General features: G+C 53.7%; 17 protein-coding genes and 1 tRNA gene. 12 read left to right on the top strand and 6 right to left on the bottom strand.

Annotation, left to right across the window (positions count from 1 at the left end; translation table 11 throughout):
* Positions 1-135 precede the first annotated feature (135 nt).
* From LY85_RS12845 to LY85_RS12810, 8 genes are all read left to right on the top strand, one after another.
* On the top strand, positions 136-1992 hold the full coding sequence (locus LY85_RS12845; protein WP_141826964.1) for a peptide ABC transporter substrate-binding protein: 1857 nt from the start codon (positions 136-138) through the stop codon (positions 1990-1992).
* A 161-nt stretch (positions 1993-2153) separates the two neighbouring features.
* Entirely contained in the window at positions 2154-3095 is a 942-nt protein-coding gene (locus LY85_RS12840; RefSeq protein WP_141826963.1) for an ABC transporter permease, read from the top strand.
* Positions 3095-4090 carry an ABC transporter permease gene (locus LY85_RS12835; protein ID WP_141826962.1) on the top strand — a complete coding sequence of 332 codons (996 nt, stop codon included), beginning with the start codon at positions 3095-3097 and terminating at the stop codon, positions 4088-4090. Before LY85_RS12840 ends, LY85_RS12835 begins: the two co-directional genes overlap by 1 nt.
* A 12-nt stretch (positions 4091-4102) precedes the next feature.
* Positions 4103-5143: an ABC transporter ATP-binding protein gene (locus tag LY85_RS12830; protein ID WP_141826961.1), complete on the top strand. Its 1041-nt coding sequence runs from the start codon at positions 4103-4105 to the stop codon at positions 5141-5143.
* Positions 5136-6074 (top strand): ATP-binding cassette domain-containing protein, encoded by a 939-nt coding sequence (locus tag LY85_RS12825; RefSeq protein WP_141826960.1) that lies wholly within the window; start codon positions 5136-5138, stop codon positions 6072-6074. Before LY85_RS12830 ends, LY85_RS12825 begins: the two co-directional genes overlap by 8 nt.
* Before the next feature lies 1 nt (position 6075).
* Entirely contained in the window at positions 6076-6993 is a 918-nt protein-coding gene (locus LY85_RS12820) for an LD-carboxypeptidase (protein ID WP_141826959.1), read from the top strand.
* Between the two features lies 1 nt (position 6994).
* Positions 6995-7795 carry a serine hydrolase gene (locus LY85_RS12815; protein WP_141826958.1) on the top strand — a complete coding sequence of 267 codons (801 nt, stop codon included), beginning with the start codon at positions 6995-6997 and terminating at the stop codon, positions 7793-7795.
* Position 7796: 1 nt separating this feature from the next.
* Complete coding sequence (locus LY85_RS12810) at positions 7797-8612, top strand: NlpC/P60 family protein (protein WP_243122554.1); 816 nt, start codon at positions 7797-7799, stop codon at positions 8610-8612.
* A 125-nt stretch (positions 8613-8737) separates the two neighbouring features.
* Here the strand turns inward: LY85_RS12810 and LY85_RS12805 are convergent, their stop codons facing one another.
* Positions 8738-9988: a peptidoglycan-binding protein gene (locus tag LY85_RS12805; RefSeq protein ID WP_141826957.1), complete on the bottom strand. Its 1251-nt coding sequence runs from the start codon at positions 9986-9988 to the stop codon at positions 8738-8740.
* A gap of 23 nt (positions 9989-10011) precedes the next feature.
* Complete coding sequence (locus tag LY85_RS12800) at positions 10012-11259, bottom strand: ATP-binding protein (protein WP_243122553.1); 1248 nt, start codon at positions 11257-11259, stop codon at positions 10012-10014.
* Positions 11260-11413: 154 nt separating this feature from the next.
* Here LY85_RS12800 and LY85_RS12795 point away from each other — a divergent pair, with 154 nt between their 5' ends.
* Entirely contained in the window at positions 11414-12235 is an 822-nt protein-coding gene (locus LY85_RS12795; RefSeq protein WP_141826956.1) for a hypothetical protein, read from the top strand.
* A 78-nt stretch (positions 12236-12313) separates the two neighbouring features.
* Here LY85_RS12795 and LY85_RS19590 read toward each other — a convergent pair whose 3' ends face one another.
* Both LY85_RS19590 and LY85_RS12785 read right to left on the bottom strand, forming a co-directional pair.
* The gene (locus LY85_RS19590; RefSeq protein WP_243122552.1) at positions 12314-12937 is read right to left on the bottom strand and encodes a hypothetical protein; all 624 of its coding nucleotides are present in this window, start codon (positions 12935-12937) and stop codon (positions 12314-12316) included.
* A gap of 18 nt (positions 12938-12955) precedes the next feature.
* Positions 12956-13402: a cell wall hydrolase gene (locus LY85_RS12785; protein WP_038322076.1), complete on the bottom strand. Its 447-nt coding sequence runs from the start codon at positions 13400-13402 to the stop codon at positions 12956-12958.
* A gap of 381 nt (positions 13403-13783) precedes the next feature.
* Between LY85_RS12785 and LY85_RS12780 the strand changes: the two genes are divergently transcribed.
* Positions 13784-13874, top strand: a tRNA-Ser gene (locus LY85_RS12780).
* 38 nt (positions 13875-13912) lie between these two features.
* On the opposite strand, the gene LY85_RS12775 is transcribed toward LY85_RS12780, so the two are convergent.
* Both LY85_RS12775 and LY85_RS12770 read right to left on the bottom strand, forming a co-directional pair.
* Positions 13913-15199 carry a tyrosine-type recombinase/integrase gene (locus LY85_RS12775; protein WP_243122551.1) on the bottom strand — a complete coding sequence of 429 codons (1287 nt, stop codon included), beginning with the start codon at positions 15197-15199 and terminating at the stop codon, positions 13913-13915.
* A gap of 53 nt (positions 15200-15252) precedes the next feature.
* Positions 15253-15414 carry a helix-turn-helix domain-containing protein gene (locus LY85_RS12770; protein ID WP_243122550.1) on the bottom strand — a complete coding sequence of 54 codons (162 nt, stop codon included), beginning with the start codon at positions 15412-15414 and terminating at the stop codon, positions 15253-15255.
* Positions 15415-15982: 568 nt separating this feature from the next.
* On the opposite strand from LY85_RS12770, the gene LY85_RS12765 reads away from it, so the two are divergent.
* Both LY85_RS12765 and LY85_RS12760 read left to right on the top strand, forming a co-directional pair.
* Entirely contained in the window at positions 15983-16198 is a 216-nt protein-coding gene (locus tag LY85_RS12765) for a helix-turn-helix transcriptional regulator (RefSeq protein WP_141826953.1), read from the top strand.
* 504 nt (positions 16199-16702) lie between these two features.
* Positions 16703-17575 carry a site-specific DNA-methyltransferase gene (locus LY85_RS12760; RefSeq protein ID WP_141826952.1) on the top strand — a complete coding sequence of 291 codons (873 nt, stop codon included), beginning with the start codon at positions 16703-16705 and terminating at the stop codon, positions 17573-17575.

Below are 17575 nucleotides of genomic sequence, written 5' to 3'. Positions count from 1 at the left end.
CACCGGCCGTCCTTTTATCATAACAGGCAGCCTACGGCAATTCCATTTCCGTTTGCGAGACAAAACGCAACCTTGTTGCAGAATCAACCGGAAATACTGTAGGGTCTATCATTAAGAGAGAAAAGAGGATAAACGATGAAAAAGCTGTTATCAATGCTGCTGTGCGCCGCAATGCTGCTCGGCACGCTGGCGGGATGCGGCCAGAAAGCCGAGGGCTCGTCCGAAAACTACCGCAAGCTTTATTCCGAAGAATTCACGACCATGAATTATCTGATTTCCGGCAACCAGAACGAACAGGCGGTTGCGGCCAACTGTGTGGACGGCCTGATCGAGTACGACAAATACGGCGTCGTACAGCCCGGCCTTGCGGAAACATGGGAAACCAGCGATGACCAGCTCACCTGGACCTTCCACCTGCGCAAGGGCGTAAAATGGGTGGACAGCACCGGTAAGGAGGTCGCCGACGTAAAGGCGCAGGATTTCGTGGACGCCGCCCAGTATCTTCTGACGGACACCTATAAATCGGAAACCGCGAATATTTTTTACAGTGTGGTCAAAAACGCGGAGGACTACTATAATAAGAAGATCACGGACTTTTCACAGGTCGGCGTGAAAGCGACGGACGACAGCACGCTGGTTTACACACTGAACAAACCGACCCCGTATTTCCTTTCCATGCTTGTTTACGTCTGCTTTTTGCCGGCGAACGGCGATTTTCTGAAGGAAAAGGGCGCCAATTTCGGAGTCGACAATACCAGCCTTCTGTACAACGGCTCTTATCTTCTGACTACCTATGAGCCCCAGGTCTCCCACGTCTATACCAAGAACGACAAATACTGGGATAAAGACAAGGTCTATATCGGCACCATTACCGAAACCTATAATAAGGAAAAGAACACTCTCGCGCCGGAGATGTATAAGCGCGGAGAAATCGATCAGGCCTATATTTCCTCCGACATTCTCGACCAGTGGATGAAGGACGATTCCACCAAGAATCTGGTCAGCCCGAGCCGCAGCCAGTGCTACTCCTACTTCTACGCCTTCAACTTCAACCCGAAGTTCGACGCGCAGTACGAGCCGGACAACTGGACCAAGGCCGTCAACAACGAGGATTTCCGCAAATCCATCTTCTACGGCCTTGATCGCATCAAGGCGCTTGCCGTCGCGGAGCCGTACAATCCGGATAAGCAGCTTCTGAACACGGTCACTCCGCCCGCCCTGGTCGATCTGGACGGTACGGACTACACCAATATCGGCGACCTGAAAGCGATCACCGCCCGCGATTCCTTCCAGGCGGACGAAGCCAAAAAGTACGCCGAAAAGGCAAAGACGGAGCTGAAGGCCGCGGGCGCGACCCTGCCGGTCAAGATTCTGATGCCGTACAATCCGACCACCGCCAACTGGGATAAAGAGTGCCAGGTGGTCGAGCAGCAGCTCGAGGGCCTGCTCGGCAAGGATTACATCGATATTATCCCCGAGGCCGGCCCGTCGACCGGGTTCCTTTCCGCTACGCGCCGCGCGGGCAAATATGCGCTGATGAAGGTTAACTTCGGCCCCGACTACGCCGACCCGCAGACCTTTACCGACCCATTCCAGCCGAACGACGCAAACGGCGAGGGCGGCGGCAACTACAACTGGCCCGAAAAGGCGCAGGGTTACACCGACGCCGACGGCAACAAGACCTACACCAACCTGTATAACGCCGCGATTGCGGAATCCACCGACCTCGACAAACGCTACAATGCGTTTGCCAAGGCGGAAGCCTTCCTTATCAACAACGCGTTCGTCATTCCCTACGGCCTGAACACCGACGGATATCAGGTCACCAAGAGAAACGAATTCGATTACCAGTACGCTCCGTTCGGCGTTTCCATCCTTCGCTACAAGGGACAGCATCTGCTTGAAAAGCCCATGAGCATGGATGAATTCTACGCCGCGGAAAAGAAATGGGACGAAGAGCGCGCGGCCGCGCTTGCGAAGGCAAAGAAATAATACGGGTTCGATTCCCGTTTGCAGATTAAAGGATAAGCGAAAGAATAATGGCTCCGTTGAAGCGCGGCGGAGCCATTATTCCTATTTTTGATCGATAGGATATGAGAATGGGCATTCCTGGGAACGGCTATTCTCATATCCTGCCGCAAAGGAGCATTGCCATGTTAAAATACACAGCCAGACGGCTGGCACAGTCCCTGATTACCCTGTTTATCATCATCACCATCGTGTTTTCCCTGATGAGGCTGATGCCGATCGAGGGGTACTTCCAGAATTTCGACAAGCTGGATAAAAATCAGATTCACACCGCCCTGCAGAGCATGGGGCTTCTGGACCCGCTGCCGATCCAGCTCAAAAATTTCTACATTCAGATTTTCCACGGCAGTCTGGGCGATTCGCTGATCTACCGCCCCAACGTGCCGGTCATAGAAATTATTGCGTCGAAAGCTCCGGTATCCATCTATATGGGGCTCGCCTCCATGGCGATCGCCCTTTTGCTGGGCCTTCCGCTCGGCACCGCCATGGCGCGCAGCAAAAGCGGCTTCTGGGATAAATTCGGCACCGCGTTCATCGTATTCATCACCGCCGTACCCGCCGCCGTCTACTACCTTCTGGTACAGCTCTACTTTACCGACTGGCTCGGCCTGCCGATCCTGTTCAGCGCCGCGAACCCGGTCAGCTGGATTTTGCCGACCGTGTCGCTGTCGCTCGGCAACATCGCCTATTACGCCATGTGGCTCAGGCGGTATATGGTCGACGAGCTGAACAAGGATTACATACGGCTTGCGCGCGCGAAAGGTGTGGACAGCAAATCCATTATGAAGAACCACGTGTTCCGCAACGCGTTCGTACCGATGGTGCAGTATCTTCCGACCTCCCTGCTGTACACCATCGCCGGTTCCATCTATATTGAATCGCTGTATTCGGTCCCCGGCATGGGCGGCCTTCTGGTCAACGTCATCCAGCGCCAGGACAACAACATGGTGCAGGCGCTGGTGCTGATCTACTCCGCGGTGGGCATTGTTGGCCTGCTGCTCGGCGATATCCTGATGAACCTGATGGACCCGCGCATCAGCTTTGTGAAAAAGGGAGGTGCGCGGTAATGGCTCTGAGACACAAAAAATCCGCCGCTGTGGAGACCAGCATCAACCGGTCCCTTAAAGAACTGAGCGACGACAAGTTGTTCGCCTTTGCGGGCTTTGACGAGGCCGCCGCGGAGCGCACCGGTTACTCGGACTACTCTTACTGGCGCTCCACCTTTCAGGTTTTTCTGAAAAACAAAGTTGCTCTGTCCCTGCTGATTTTAATGGGAGTCATCCTCCTGTTCACCTTTATCCAGCCGATGATCCCCGGCCAGCGCTCCGCGACGGAAATTTTCAACGGCGCAAACGGTTTGCAGCTGAGAAACCTGCAGCCCGGCGGGGAATTCTGGTTCGGCACCAACTCCATCGGGCAGGATTTGTGGAGCCGCGTCTGGAGCGGCACGCGCACCTCGCTGCTGATCGGCTTCGCCGTCGCGCTCAGCGAGGCGGTACTCGGCATCCTGATGGGCGTGCTCTGGGGCTACGTGCGCAAGCTTGACCGGTTATTCACCGAAATTTACAACGTGCTGGACAATATTCCCCAGACCGTCGTCCTGATTTTGTTCTCCTACATTATGCGGCCCAGTATCTCGACGCTGGTGTTCGCCATGTGCCTGACCGGCTGGCTGGACATGGCGCGCTTTATCCGCAATCAGATTCTGATTATCCGCGACCGGGATTACAATCTGGCTTCCCGCTGTCTGGGTACGCCGACGCGCCGCATTATGCTGAAAAACCTGCTGCCGTACCTCGTGTCCGTCATCATGCTGCGCATGGCGCTGGCGATTCCCTCCGCCATCGGCAACGAGGTATTCCTCACCTATATCGGACTGGGGCTTCCGGTCAGCATCCCGTCGCTCGGCAACCTCATCAACGAGGGCCGCGTGCTGATGACCTCCCCCGCGCTGCGGTACCAGCTGTTTTTCCCCGCGATCGCGCTTTCCGTCGTCACGATTTCGTTTTATATCATCGGCAATGCGTTCGCGGACGCGTCCGACCCGAAAAACCATGTTTAAGGAGGCTGAAGAATGGAACAGGAAGTTATTCTTTCCGTAAAAAACCTGGAAGTAAAATTTAATCTTCGCGGGCGCATTCTTCACGCAATCCGGGGAATATCGCTCGATCTTTATAAAAGGGAAAGCCTTGCGATCGTGGGGGAATCCGGGTCCGGCAAGTCCGTCCTCGTCAAGACCTTTATGGGCCTTCTGGACGCGAACGGCACGGTTACAAACGGAGAAATCCTTTATGACGGCAAGGACCTGAGCAAGCTGAAAACCGAAAAGGAATGGCTCGGGGTGCGCGGCAAAGAAATCGCCATGGTGCTGCAGGACCCGATGACCAGCCTGAATCCGCTCAAGACCATCGGCTACCAGATCTGCGAGGCGATCGAGCTGCATCAGGGACTGAAAGGGGCCGAAGCGAAAGCGGCGGCGGCTTCCATTCTGGAGGACGTCGGCATTTCCGACGCCCAAAACCGGATGCGCCAGTATCCCCATGAATTTTCCGGCGGGATGCGCCAGCGCGTAGTGATTGCCATCGCCGTCGCATGCAGGCCGAAAATCCTGATCTGCGATGAGCCGACCACCGCGCTGGACGTGACCATTCAGGCGCAGATTCTGAAGCTGCTCAAGGATTTAAAGGATAAATACGATCTGACGACGATCTATATCACCCATGACCTGGGCGTGGTTGCCAACGTAGCCGACCGCATCGCGGTCATGTACGCGGGCGATATCGTGGAAATCGGGAAATGCGGGGAAGTGTTCTACAATCCCCGCCACCCGTACACCTGGGCGCTGCTCTCGTCCCTGCCGCAGCTCGGCGTCAAGGGCGAAAACCTGTACTCCATCAAGGGAGCCCCGCCGAACCTGTTCACGCACATCGAGGGCGACGCGTTCGCGCCGCGCAATCCGCGCGCGCTGAAAATTGACTTTGTCAAGCGTCCGCCCTATTTTGACGTAAGCCCCACCCACAAGGCGCGCACCTGGCTGCTGGACCCGCGCGCGCCCAGGGTGGACCCGCCGGAGATCATCCGGAATCTGCACCGGGAGGTGAGCGGCCATGTCTGAGAAAAAAGCGCCGCTGCTGGAAGTAAAGAACCTTACTGTCACTTTCGGTACCAAAAAGCAGAAATTTACCGCCGTGGACGGCGTAAGCTTTTCGATTCAGGAAGGCGAAACCTTCGGGCTGGTCGGGGAATCCGGTTCCGGAAAAACGACCATCGGCCGCTCAATCATCCGGATCAACCCCACCTCCGGCGGCGAAATCCTTTATAAAGGCCAAAAAATAAACGGTCCGATTTCACGGGAACTTGACCGCGAGCTGACACGCCGCATCCAGATGATTTTTCAGGACCCGATGGCGAGCCTGAATGAGCGCGCCAAGGTGGACTATATCGTCTCAGAGGGTCTTTACAACTGCGGAAGGCACCTGAGCGAAAAGGAGCGGCGGGAGGAGGTCGACCGTGCGCTGACCGACGTGGGCCTGCTGCCCGAATTCGCCAGCCGGTTCCCGCACGAATTTTCCGGCGGGCAGCGGCAGCGCATCGGCATTGCGCGTGCGCTGATCATGCAGCCGGATTTTATTATTGCCGACGAACCCATCAGCGCGCTCGACGTTTCCATCCGCGCGCAGGTGCTGAACCTGCTTGCCGAGCTGCAGAAAAAGCGCGGCCTGACCTATCTGTTTATCGCGCACGACCTTTCCGTCGTCCGCTTTATCTCGGACCGCATCGCGGTCATCCACAAGGGCGTGCTGGTGGAGCTGGCCGAAACGGAACAGCTGTTCGCCCGCCCGCTGCACCCCTACACCCGCGCGCTGCTTTCCGCGATTCCGCTGCCCGACCCGGCCGCGGAAAAGAACAAGCAGCTTCTGGTGTACGACCCCGAAATGCACGATTACTCGGTCGACAAACCGGTTTGGTGCGAAATTGAGCCCGGCCATTTTGTACTGGCAAACGAACCCGAGCTGCAAGAGTACCGGAAAATATTGGAGGGATAACATGTTTACGCCAAAACCACTGTTCCCGGGCGCGCGCGTCGCGCTGATCGCCCCGGCCGGCCCGGTTCCCCCGGAGCGCTTCGGCCCGGCAGTCCGGGCGGTGGAAGAGCTTTCCTTAAAGCCCGTCATTTTTGAAAGCTGCCGCAGGGCGCACGGCTACCTGGCCGGGGACGACCTGCTTCGCGCCAACGACGTCAACGCGGCGTTCGCGGACAGGGAAATCGACGGCATCCTCTGCATCCGCGGGGGCTACGGCGCACAGCGCCTGATGAATCAGATCGACTGGAACAGCATCCGCAGGCATCCCAAATTTTTCTGCGGCTACAGCGATATCACTTCCCTGCACATCGTGCTGAACCAACAGTGCTGCATGGTCACCTACCACACCCCCATGCCCTCCACGGAATGGTACCGGGGCATGGACGAGTACACCACGGACAGCCTGAAAAAGGTGCTGTTCGGCGGAAAAACCGGCGAGCTGCGCAATCCGGACAACATGCCGGTTCAAACGCTGGTCGGCGGCTGCGCAAGGGGAATCCTGACCGGCGGCAACCTGTCGCTTGTGTCGTCGTCGCTCGGGACCTGCTATGAAATCAACACCAAAGATAAAATCCTGTTCCTTGAGGACGTGGGCGAGGAGCCGTACCGGATAGACGGGATGCTGAACCACCTGAAAATGGCCGGAAAATTCCGCGACTGTGCCGGGATCCTTCTCGGCTCCTTCACCGACTGCGCGGCGGAGGACCCGCAGAAATCACTGACGCTGCAGCAGGTTTTTGAAGAGCTGCTCGTACCGGAGCACAAGCCCGCCCTGATGAATCTGGCCTGCGGGCACAGCCTTCCCAGCATGAGCCTGCCGCTGGGAAAAGAAATCGAAATGAATTCCATCTCCGGAAAAATCACGGTATTGGAGGGATGACATGAAGCGCGATGAACTGCGTGATTACGCGGAAAACGAAATTCAGGACATCAACGCGAAGGTTTCGCTTCTGGTATACGACTTCGATCAGGACGAAACGCTGCTCTCCTTTTATGAGAAAGACCGGGTGGTTTCGGCCAGCACCATCAAAACGCCCATCCTCCTGACGGCGCTGGATATGGTACAGAGCGGAAAACTGTCCGTCGGGCAGATGCTCCGCCTGCCCGGGGAAGAAATTCTGGACGACACCGAGGTGTTCGACCGGGGCGTGCGGGAATACCCGCTGGAGGAGCTTCTCACCTGGATGATCATCAACAGCGACAACACCGCCACCAACGTGCTGATTGAATTCCTGGGTATGGACGCCGTAAACGCCTGCTGCCGGAAGCTGGGGCTGAAAGCCACCGCTCTCGAACGGAAAATGCTCGACTGGGAGGCGGTCAGACAGGGCCGCAACAATTACACCAGCGCGCAGGACCAGCTGACTGTGTTTCAGAGCCTGCGCCGCGCTTCGATCCTGACGCCGGAGCTTTGCCGCTGCGCGCTGGGGATTCTGGAACGCCAGCGCGATTTCAGCATGGCGCTGCGGTATATTGCCGACCGGGACTTCTCCGCCGCGCACAAAACCGGCGGGCTGGATTATCTGAATCACGACACAGGCATCTTTTCCCTGCCCGGCCACGAATATTATTTCGGGTGCTTTGTCACCGACTCCACGGACGACACGGATGAAAATCCACTGTCCAAAAAGCTGATCGGCAGACTTTCCCGCAAGGTCTACGACTATTATAAAGAGGGATGACATGGAATACGCACTGATAAAAGACGCCGTCGTACCGCTCATGGAGCTGCCGGACCGCAACAGCGAGCTGACCGACGAGGCGCTCTGCGGCATGACGGTGGAAATTCTGGAACGGCGGGACGGATGGGCGCGCGTGCGCACGCACTACCGCTACGAGGGCTGGGTGATTGAGGCGTCGCTTTGCTTTGGGGAAAGCTTTGTCCGGGACTGGGACGCCGCCCCTAAAAAAACGGTCCTGCAGGCTTACGCCGATGTGCTTGACGGGCCGAAGGTGCAGGGGCATCCGGTGGGCTCGGTGACCCGCGGCGGCCTGCTGAGCCCCGTGGGACAGCCGGAGGACGGCTGGCAGCGCGTCCGCTTCTGCGACGGGCGGGAGGGCTTTACCTGGGGCGCGTTCCTCGGGGAGCAAATCACGTCATGGGACAAAAAAGAGGAGCCCGCTCTGCGGAAAGCACTGGTAAACACCGCGCTCGGCTATTTCGGCACACAGTACCGCTGGGGCGGAAAAACGCCGCTCGGCATCGACTGCAGCGGCCTGTGCTCCATGGCGTATCTGATGAACGGGGTGCTGATCTGCCGCGACGCGCACATTCTTCCGGAATTCGCAATGCATGAAATCCCCTTCAAGGATATCAAAGAAGGCGACCTGCTGTTTTTCCCCGGGCACGTTGCCATGTATCTCGGCGACAGCCGGTACATCCACGCGACGGCGGGCAACAACTGTCACGGGGTCGTCATCAACAGCCTCGACCCCAAGGCCCCGGATTACCGGGCCGACCTGCCCGAAAAGCTGCTCTGTGCGGGCAGCATCTTCTAAAAAAATATCCGCCCCGCTGTATTTGCAGCGGGGCGGTTTTCCGTATTGCGGAAGAATCGGTCCTATTTGTGAATAAAGGCCCTGTACCATTCATATAGAATGTACAAGGCCTTTTGTTTTTTTCATCAATCCTTACGCGGAACCGGGTTCGCCGAATACAGCAGCTTCAGCATCTCCGGGTCGGCAACACCGGTGACCACGAGCCCGTTCAGCAGCTGGAAATCCTTCACGCTCTGCTCGGTGCCCTCGGCGAATTCGCCGGTCGGGGTCACAAACATATAGCCGAGCTCTTTCAGCCGGTTCTGCATCTTCAGTACATCGTCGTTCTTATCGCCTTTTTTCAGCGTAAGATTTGTATTTCCCGGCGCCGTTGAAGAAGCGGAGGAAGACGAACTGCTCTGATTGCCCTTAGAGGGCTGTGACGTCGTACCGGAGGAAGACGGGCTGGAAGAAGCGGGCGGCGCGCTGGAAGCCTCCGTGCCTTCGAGAAGCTCGGGATAAACGGTTCCGGCCATGAAGCTGACCGCCTCGATCATCCCCCTGCCCTGCAGGAGCATCTGATTCGGGTCCATTTCGTAAACCCGGCCCTCCTTGACCGCGCCGAGCTTTTTGTACTCCTCGGACGCCGCCAGCTCTGCCTTTAAGCCGGTCGGGCAGAATATGTATTTCGGGTCGGCCAGCAGCAGCGCGCTGGCAGAAAGCTGATTTCCCGTGCCGTCTGAGGCGGCGTTGACCAGCCCCGCGGATTCAATGAGCTTGCCCTCCAGAGTGTCGCCGGTAACGGCTCCGCCCTGTGTGTCGTAAAGATACGCGACGGTGGTCGGCGTATCGCTGGAGGGGATAATACGGCTGATATCGTCAATGGTAAGGAAAATCCCCTGAGAAATTTTCCTGCCCTTTTCATAACCGGTTTTTGCGCCCTTCATGGCCGCGCCGACCTGGGAATAAAGCCTGTCCAGGTCTTCCCTGCCGGTCGCTTTCGCGACGGTGAGCACGGCGATCCCCTCTTTGTTCAGCGCGGACAGCTGTTCGTCGGTGGGCTTGGTGTCGGTAAATACCAGCTGCGCCCCAAGGTCCTTGATTTTCTGTGCGTCGTCCAAAGTCACGTCCGGCAAAACGGAAAGGTCGCTCTGGGTACACTGCGCACTCTTCGCCTTCAGCTGAGCTTCGTACCCGATCGCAAGAATCACGTCGGCAATGTTCGGTGAAAGCACCGCGACCCCCGCCGGTTCCTCACTGACGGTGACGTTCCCGATGGTCACCGGAAAATCCTTGGTCCCGGCACCGGAAGAGATATCGTTTTTCGGCCCGCAGGCCGCAAGCGCCCCCGCGGCAATGGCTATACACAGAAATACCGCCGTTATTTTTTTCAGCATGGTATGCTCCTTTCCGTCTCTTATCAAATCTTCTGTCCGCGCCTGATGCGTGCTTCCGCGTCGTCGATATACTGTCTGGCGCAGCGCGGGGAACGCCCGCCGCGCGCGGTGGCCCAGCGTTCCGCTCCCTTTTCCAGTTCACTCATATGCTCTTCAAGCTGCCGCTGTCTTGCCAGCAGCCGGATAATTTCCAGATAGCGCTCCCTGTCCGGCAGGGTAAAGCTGATGGAAAGGCCGAAACGATCCGCCAGCGAAAGGCTTTCCTGCATGGTGTCGCCGCGGTGGACGTCGTCGCCCTCCCGGTCGGAAAAGGTCTCCCGAACCAGATGGCGGCGGTTGGAGGTGGCGTAGATGAGCGTGTTTTCCGGCCTTGCCGCCAGACCGCCCTCCAGCACCGCCTTTAACGCGGCATAAGTATCGTTCTGCTTGGAAAAAGAGAGATCGTCGATAAAAATAATGAATTTCATCGGGATCGCGGCGATCTGATCGACCAGAAGCGGAAAATCCATCAGGGATTCCTTCGGCATTTCAATCATCCGCAGGCCCCTTTTGTAATATGCATTCAACAGCGCCTTGACCGTGGAGGATTTTCCCGTTCCGCGGTCGCCGTACAGCAGACAGTTGTTGGCGGGGAACCCCTGTAAAAAGGAAAGGGTGTTGTCCGTCGCCAGCCCGCGCTGCAGTTCGTACCCCTTCAGGTCGGCAAGCGACGTTTTGTCGGGATACGCGACCGGCTGGATTTTTTTATCCCGCCAGATAAACGCGCGGTAGCGGGCATATATCCCGCAGCCGTTTTCACGGTAATACTCCGTCATTTTCCGGATGCTGTCCTTCAGGTCCCCCTGAAGCGCGCTCACCGGTTCGCCGGTTTTCCACCCGGGCAGACGCAGCGGGGAAAGTTCCTGTGCAAACCCGCAGCCGTCCAGAAGCTGCTCCGGGGTGATCGAAGAAATATCCAGAATAATCTGCAGGTCGCGTTCCACCGCGTCCATCAGCGGCTGCGGAAAGCCGGTTGTTCCGGCTGCCGCGGCAAGGGAATACGCGTTTTCGTCATACAGCGCCGTGCCGGTCATGCACCCAGCAAAGTTTTCGCTGTATCCGCGCTCGCAAAGCACGGCGAAAAAATCTCCCCAGGCGTTCAGAAATTCCTCCTCGGACCGGTCTGCCGACCAGAGAAGCCGATAAAATGCTTTGGGGACCGTGCGGTTCAGAATGCCCTTATAAATTGAAAGGGACGCCATTTTCGCTGCGGCCAGCTTCCTCTCATTCATGCAAAACTCCCTTTCAGTCTTTATAAACTTAATATCTGTTATTTTACCCTTGTTGCGGGTATTATGTCAAGTTATGGGATGCAATTGGGTTGCGATTCCAATAAAAATTTGATATGATATTCATAATAGAGAAAGATAAACAAAGAGGTAAATGATGAAGATTTCAAAACTTGCAGGCTTCTTTCTGGCAGCGGCGCTTTTGCTGGGGCTGTCCGCCTGTGGCACAAAAGCGGACGCCGACGTGCTGATGCGCGAAGCGAAAACCAACGCCAACGCCATTCAGAACTGTACCGCCGCCATTGACAATACACTGGAATTCACCGCGAACAACAAACCGTACTCCTATAAAACCGGCAGCACCAGCGTTTACTGGGCGAAGCCGTTCGCACTGAAATCGACCCAGACCTCGCTTCTGGGGGGCGTAACGGGCAGCAGCGTGTCCTACACCGTCACCGACAGCGACGGCGCATGGTTCTATTCAAACGCGGGCAGCGGCTGGCAGAAGACCTCCGCACAGGGCGTTTCCTCCACCCCCCTGGAACAAATCGATATTCTGCGGCTTCTCGGCAGTGTTTCCGGACAGAAATATGTACGGGAAACGGTATTGGATTCGCAGAAGGTACATAAAATAGAACTGACCTTCCAGAATGAAGTACTGAGAAGTACGATTGAAAATATCGTCACCGCCACGGGCATGTCCCAGGGTTCCCAGACGGTGGTGCAGACCCTGCTGGACAGCGCACCGCCCATTTACGGTTACTGCTATGTCGACGAGGCATCCAGCCAGATTGTGAGAGTGGAGCTCGATGCGACCGAAGCGGTCAACAAGATTTTTCAGAATATAGACGGAAGCGGTACCTCGGTGACCATCTCCAAATGTGAGATCAGCGGAAATATCGAAGGAATCGGCAAGGCGCCCGCTGTGGAGCTGCCCGCCGATGCCTCAGCCGCCCAAATGGTGCAAGCCGCCGGTTAGAGCAATCGCCGGTTTCACTCCCTTTCACGGGCCCTGCGTCTTGCACGGGCCCGTGAAGGGAGACAAAACACTTCCGAATTAATAGTAGAACCTGATAAATTTGATATTGTAGAAATCGCACGCAAGAACATCGTCGGTCCGGGTCTCCCGGATCAAGATATAGTTGATACCGACACCCAGCAGGGTACCGGTCCGGTCCGTCAGCGTATTGGTCCCCACCAAAAAAGTAACGAGTACCGGCCGGCCGATCTGCGTTCTTAAAAAGCCGTTCAGATATTGCAGACTGTCCGGCGTAACCACGCTCGGCGGCATCCCGGTCTGAACCTGTGTCGCCGACGTTGTCGCCTGCTGACCGCCTGCCGTTTGCGGTACCCCGTCTCCGGACTGCCTCATGATTCCTATGCTCGACTGCGGCGACGGAATCTGCGGCATAGCGGCGCCGGTTTGCTGCCCGGCCCCTGTCACGGATTGCAGCATCCCCATCTGCGACTGCTGCATTCCCGTCTGCGGAAGGGTAACCGCGGCAAATTGCTGCGCTGTCTGCGCAGGCTGTTTTTGCTGCTGGATAGGGTTCATATAATTGTAGCTCGCAACGCCTTCCAGGACAGACGGCGTATTTTTCATGTTTTCCGCTGTGGGATAAAGCGCGGCCTGGCACGGGGGCATTTTGTAATCGCCAACCGCATTATTATTGTCCATCATTTTGATTCCTCCTTAGAATCATGTAGTTGCATATACTGAGGTAGGAGAATAGTAGCAGTGCTGATTAATCCTGTTGAAAATCACACCGGCTCCTCCCGGCGGGAAGTAAGGCGGGCATTGGGGATTAAATGGATTGAAGTAAAAAAGCGAGTCCCCGACCCCGGAGAAAATGTTTCCCGCGATCGCCCAGTCCGCGATCGCATAGTGGACATCCTCTGGGTCCATATTCCATACGTTCTGAGCATTGTAAGCGCCGGCGACCATCTCTTTCATGCAGGTAAACTGGCCCTGCTGTTCAATAATGGCGCGGATATCGCCGCCGTTGCTTACGCGGGCGAATTCTCCGTTCGGCACCTGCGCGCGGTTGACAATCACGGAAGCGACTGCGCGCATCCCGTTGTCTCCTTCTCCGCCCGCTTCGCATTTTATTAGTTTCGCTAAAAGTTCTCTTGTTGTTAATGGCATATTATCACCTGATTTTAGAAGTTGTCTAATGGCATAATATGTTCTTTACTGCTCTTCCGGCACAACATCCTATGCTGTGCCGGAATTTTTTACAGTCTTATGAAACTTGAAAAACACTTGACTTTTACGTCCCGAATCGATAAAATGTATAAGTGGCTCTACAATAGCCACCGGAATTCTTATCATCAGCATAAATATGGAAGCGTATCGAAGTGGTCATAACGAGCCGCCTCGAAACGGGCGAAGGCAAATCCGTGACCGAAATCCCGAAAAGCCCGTGTTTCCAAGGTTTCCAAGCCGCAAAACTCAGGAATCCACGGCTCTATTCTAACACGTTTCTAACGCCTGTGCTACCCTGAAAAACGGGGTGAAATTGAATATGGAGAGGTACCCAAGTGGTCGAAGGGTCCGCACTCGAAATGCGGTAGCCGGTTTACGCCGGGCAAGAGTTCGAATCTCTTCCTCTCCGCCAACATCAGCCATGGAAGAATCCGCTTCCATGGCTGATTTTTATGTTTTTGCTCTTTCAAGGATTTGAGCCCTGGGCCCATCATCCTGCACATAACACTTTGTTTTATCTGTCGTTCCGTCCTCTGTTCCGCCCTGTTCCAATGAAGCATCCAGCAAGTTACCTATCACAGCACCGGTACCCCGTTTGCTTGCAAAGTCCAAGTGCGCGTAAATATCGGCGGTAGTGGAAAAATTGCTATGCCCCAACCAGAGTTGGATGCGCTTCATGTCCACCCCCTCTGCTACCAATAAGCTCGCACAAGTGTGGCGCAGATCATGAAAGCGGATATGCCGCAAACCGTACTTCTGAAGGAGATAGGAAAAGTGCGCGCTCAGAAAAGCCGGACTCAGCAGATTCCCCAGGCTGTCCACGCAGACGTACTCCAGATACTTCGTGCAATATCCCTTCCTGCATGCCCTGCGGTATTCCTCCTGACGGGCCTTTGCTTCCAGAAGAACACGTTCCGGGATTGGAAGCAGAGGAAGTGTCCGGCGGCTGGACTTGGTTTTCATCTCGTCCATCAGTAGTAGGCCCTCCTGCCCCGCGGCGCATCCGTCGATAACCTTGTGTTCGATGGCGATTGTCTTTTTCTCAAAATCAATGGAACTCCAACGGACTCCCAATACCTCACTGCGCCGCAACCCATAATAGGCTGCCAAGAGAATTGGCACATACAAAACGTCGTCCGTCACCGTCCGTAGCAGCCGATTCAGCTCGTCTCTGGAATAGTAACTGGGCTTGTACCTGTTTTTCCGAGAGGGCTTTTCCACCGCGCGGTCCGCCGCATTAATCTGGATGTATTCCTTTCGGATGGCATAGTCCAAAGCCATCTTGAGCATGGCATGGTATTTGACCACTGAGTTTTCGCAGCAGCCGTCCTTTCGGATGGAGTTATAGAAATCGTCCAGCTGATGATAATTGAGCTCTGTCAGCAGGGTCCTCTGTGGGCCGAAATAGTCTGTTACCCTTGCTTCGATCATGCTGGTATAATTGTGATAGGTAGTTGGTTGGATATGGGGTTTGCGAGTGACAAGCCACTCATAGAGAAAATCCAGAAGGGTCATGTCCACCGTCCTGGTACAGGCAGGCTGACCGCGTTTTGAAGGCGGCAGTTGCGCGCTGTAACGTTGTGTTAGTTCGTTTAACACCTCCTGTGCTTTCTTTTTATTTCCTTTGACTGTGTACCCTGTGCTGATCCATTTGGGCCGTCGCTTGCCCGTGTGGTCATATAGGTTGAGAACGGCATAATATTTGCCGTTCTTCGGCTGTATGCTGCCAGTTATCATGGTAATGCCTCCTTGGTAAGGTGATGCTCTTTGCTGCCGACAATTACAGCATATCAGTTGTTTTTGGTTTGCGCCAATGTGTCAGCTTCATTGTTTTGCAGCAGGAAGTCAATCACATACACCTTGGGAATCTTATACGATTTGCCGACCTTCCGGCCTTTGATCTGACCGGAAATAATAAGGGTATAGGCATGATGTCGGCTGATTCCCAGCATTCTTTGAAGCGTATGTACATTAATTACATCCGGGTATTGCCGAAACATGTGCTTATAGGCAATGCGTGTCTGTGCTATATAAATTCCTCCTTTTATATAAAGGGCCGTGTATATAAGCTTTCTGGATCGTTAATAAACGCTCGGCTTCCGGGCCACTTCCTGCGCCGCTTTCGTTGCGCCGCGTATACTCGTTTCCTCGGGCTGCGCTGTGCGCAATTCAATTAGTGGGTACGCTCGTCCGCACGGATGTCATGGCAAACTATCCCCCAAACCCGTATAACTCCCGGATCCGGCTATGAACTTGTCAAGGTGCCATTGAACCACTTTGTTTTCGGTCTCGCTTATTAAACATAAAAAGAAGATATAGATTTCTGCAAAATAAAAGGCTTATTAATATTTTTTTGGACTGATTAAAGTCTTCCAGTTAAAACAGTACGAAAAATCAATTATCCGCAGGAAAAAATCGAGCGAAAAAAAGAGAAAATATTGCAGTTTGAGTCGTATTGCGATATGATAAATAATTAGATTAATGTATATTAATGACCCCTAATTTGAAGAGGTGATTGAGATGGCCATCAGCTACAAAAAACTATGGAAACTTTTGATTGACAAAGATATGAAGAAGAAAGATTTACAACAAGTTGCCGGTATTAGCTCAGCATCCGTAACCAAACTCAGCAAAAACGAAAATGTAAATACGGATATATTACAAAAAATATGCACCTCTCTTGACTGTGATATAAGTGACATCATGGAAATGCTTCCGAACAATATTGATGTATAGATTCCATATAGAATAATAAGCGCACATGAAAGGAGCCCCAGCAACGGCTGAGCTAGAATAGTATAAATAGAGATTCCTCTCCAATTTGTGATGAGTCGCTCTCCTTACGAGATGCGTTTCTGGGGTGGTTATTTGCTAATAATGCCAAAAAATCCACTGACTGTGTGTACGTTATGATACTGGATGAATATAAAGATGGATTTATTAAACACGGTGCCGGACTACTCACAGTTGCATCAGAGCACAGCAATATTTTTTCATCTCAATACGAACAACTGTTGAATAATAGATGGCCTGAAATTTTGTGGATGCTTATATTGATATCGAGATCAATGTCCGACCTTGCAATGATATTTGATTTAATGAATTACTTCCAGCATTTCAAAATGATGACAATCCGTTATGCGAACACACACAATGTTAGAATTACAGTGGCTGATTGCGGCTAATTGGACCTGAGACAGGTTCGCTGTATGACATCAATTTTCATGAAGGAGACATGGCATGAATAAGGTTTTATGCGGAGATTGCCTTGAGATAATGAAAACGCTAGAGAATGAAAGCGTTAACTTTGTGATGACATCTCCGCCTTATGCAGATCAAATAAAGAATTACGGAGAAGTTATTAAAAAAATACATCCGGATAGATACGTCGATTGGTTCTTGCCGAGAGCAAAGGAAATCTACCGAATTCTTGCTGATAACGGAAGTTTTGTTTTAAACATAAGCGATAAGCTAGATGGGAAATTTCAGAATATCTTTGTATTTAAACTCGTTATAAGCCTTTGCGAGGAAGTTGGTTTTCATCTTGTCCGCGACTATGTTTGGTATAATCCTGCAACCCCTCCTAACGTTTTTTCAAGAGGTACAATGGGAAGAACTAAAAAATCTCATGAGTATTGCTTCTGGTTTTGCAAAAGCGAAGAGTGGACTTTTAATATGGATTCTATACGCAAGCCATATAGCGGAAGTATGAAGAAAATACTGAATGGTGAAGTTATTAACGGACCAAGGGATGAGAATACAAGGCCGAGTCGCCACAACTTTGATCTAAGCCATAAATGGAATGATCACGGTGGAGCGGATCCCGGCTCAGTATTAACAATTAGTAATACTAGTAGTAATGGTGTTTTTCATGATCTGTGTAAAGAGATGAATATTCGACATCCAGCCAGATATCCGGAAAAGCTTGTTGAGTTCTTTATTCTTGCAGGGACAAACCCCGGAGACACTGTACTTGACCCATTTTCTGGTTCAGGCACTACAGCCGTTGTCGCAAAAAAACTAGGGCGTAACTATATATGCATCGAAGCAAATCCAGACTTCTGTAGACTTGCAGAATCTTGGATTGCAGTAACAATCCCAGAGGACGTGTAA

It is taken from the genome of Clostridium sp. KNHs216 (genome assembly GCF_006714885.1).
Classification (GTDB): Bacteria; Bacillota; Clostridia; order Oscillospirales; family Acutalibacteraceae; genus Caproiciproducens.
The sequence above is the reverse complement of the archived record's forward strand: the minus strand, read 5'-3'. Positions and strand labels throughout refer to the sequence as shown.

Coding starts and splice junctions, on each gene's coding strand:
- LY85_RS12845 (WP_141826964.1), top strand. CDS start 136: ATGAAAAAGCTGTTATCAATGCTGCTGTGCGCCGCAATGCTGCTCGGC.
- LY85_RS12840 (WP_141826963.1), top strand. CDS start 2,154: ATGTTAAAATACACAGCCAGACGGCTGGCACAGTCCCTGATTACCCTG.
- LY85_RS12835 (WP_141826962.1), top strand. CDS start 3,095: ATGGCTCTGAGACACAAAAAATCCGCCGCTGTGGAGACCAGCATCAAC.
- LY85_RS12830 (WP_141826961.1), top strand. CDS start 4,103: ATGGAACAGGAAGTTATTCTTTCCGTAAAAAACCTGGAAGTAAAATTT.
- LY85_RS12825 (WP_141826960.1), top strand. CDS start 5,136: ATGTCTGAGAAAAAAGCGCCGCTGCTGGAAGTAAAGAACCTTACTGTC.
- LY85_RS12820 (WP_141826959.1), top strand. CDS start 6,076: ATGTTTACGCCAAAACCACTGTTCCCGGGCGCGCGCGTCGCGCTGATC.
- LY85_RS12815 (WP_141826958.1), top strand. CDS start 6,995: ATGAAGCGCGATGAACTGCGTGATTACGCGGAAAACGAAATTCAGGAC.
- LY85_RS12810 (WP_243122554.1), top strand. CDS start 7,797: ATGGAATACGCACTGATAAAAGACGCCGTCGTACCGCTCATGGAGCTG.
- LY85_RS12805 (WP_141826957.1), bottom strand. CDS start 9,988: ATGCTGAAAAAAATAACGGCGGTATTTCTGTGTATAGCCATTGCCGCG.
- LY85_RS12800 (WP_243122553.1), bottom strand. CDS start 11,259: ATGAATGAGAGGAAGCTGGCCGCAGCGAAAATGGCGTCCCTTTCAATT.
- LY85_RS12795 (WP_141826956.1), top strand. CDS start 11,414: ATGAAGATTTCAAAACTTGCAGGCTTCTTTCTGGCAGCGGCGCTTTTG.
- LY85_RS19590 (WP_243122552.1), bottom strand. CDS start 12,937: ATGATGGACAATAATAATGCGGTTGGCGATTACAAAATGCCCCCGTGC.
- LY85_RS12785 (WP_038322076.1), bottom strand. CDS start 13,402: ATGCCATTAACAACAAGAGAACTTTTAGCGAAACTAATAAAATGCGAA.
- LY85_RS12775 (WP_243122551.1), bottom strand. CDS start 15,199: ATGATAACTGGCAGCATACAGCCGAAGAACGGCAAATATTATGCCGTT.
- LY85_RS12770 (WP_243122550.1), bottom strand. CDS start 15,414: ATGCTGGGAATCAGCCGACATCATGCCTATACCCTTATTATTTCCGGT.
- LY85_RS12765 (WP_141826953.1), top strand. CDS start 15,983: ATGGCCATCAGCTACAAAAAACTATGGAAACTTTTGATTGACAAAGAT.
- LY85_RS12760 (WP_141826952.1), top strand. CDS start 16,703: ATGAATAAGGTTTTATGCGGAGATTGCCTTGAGATAATGAAAACGCTA.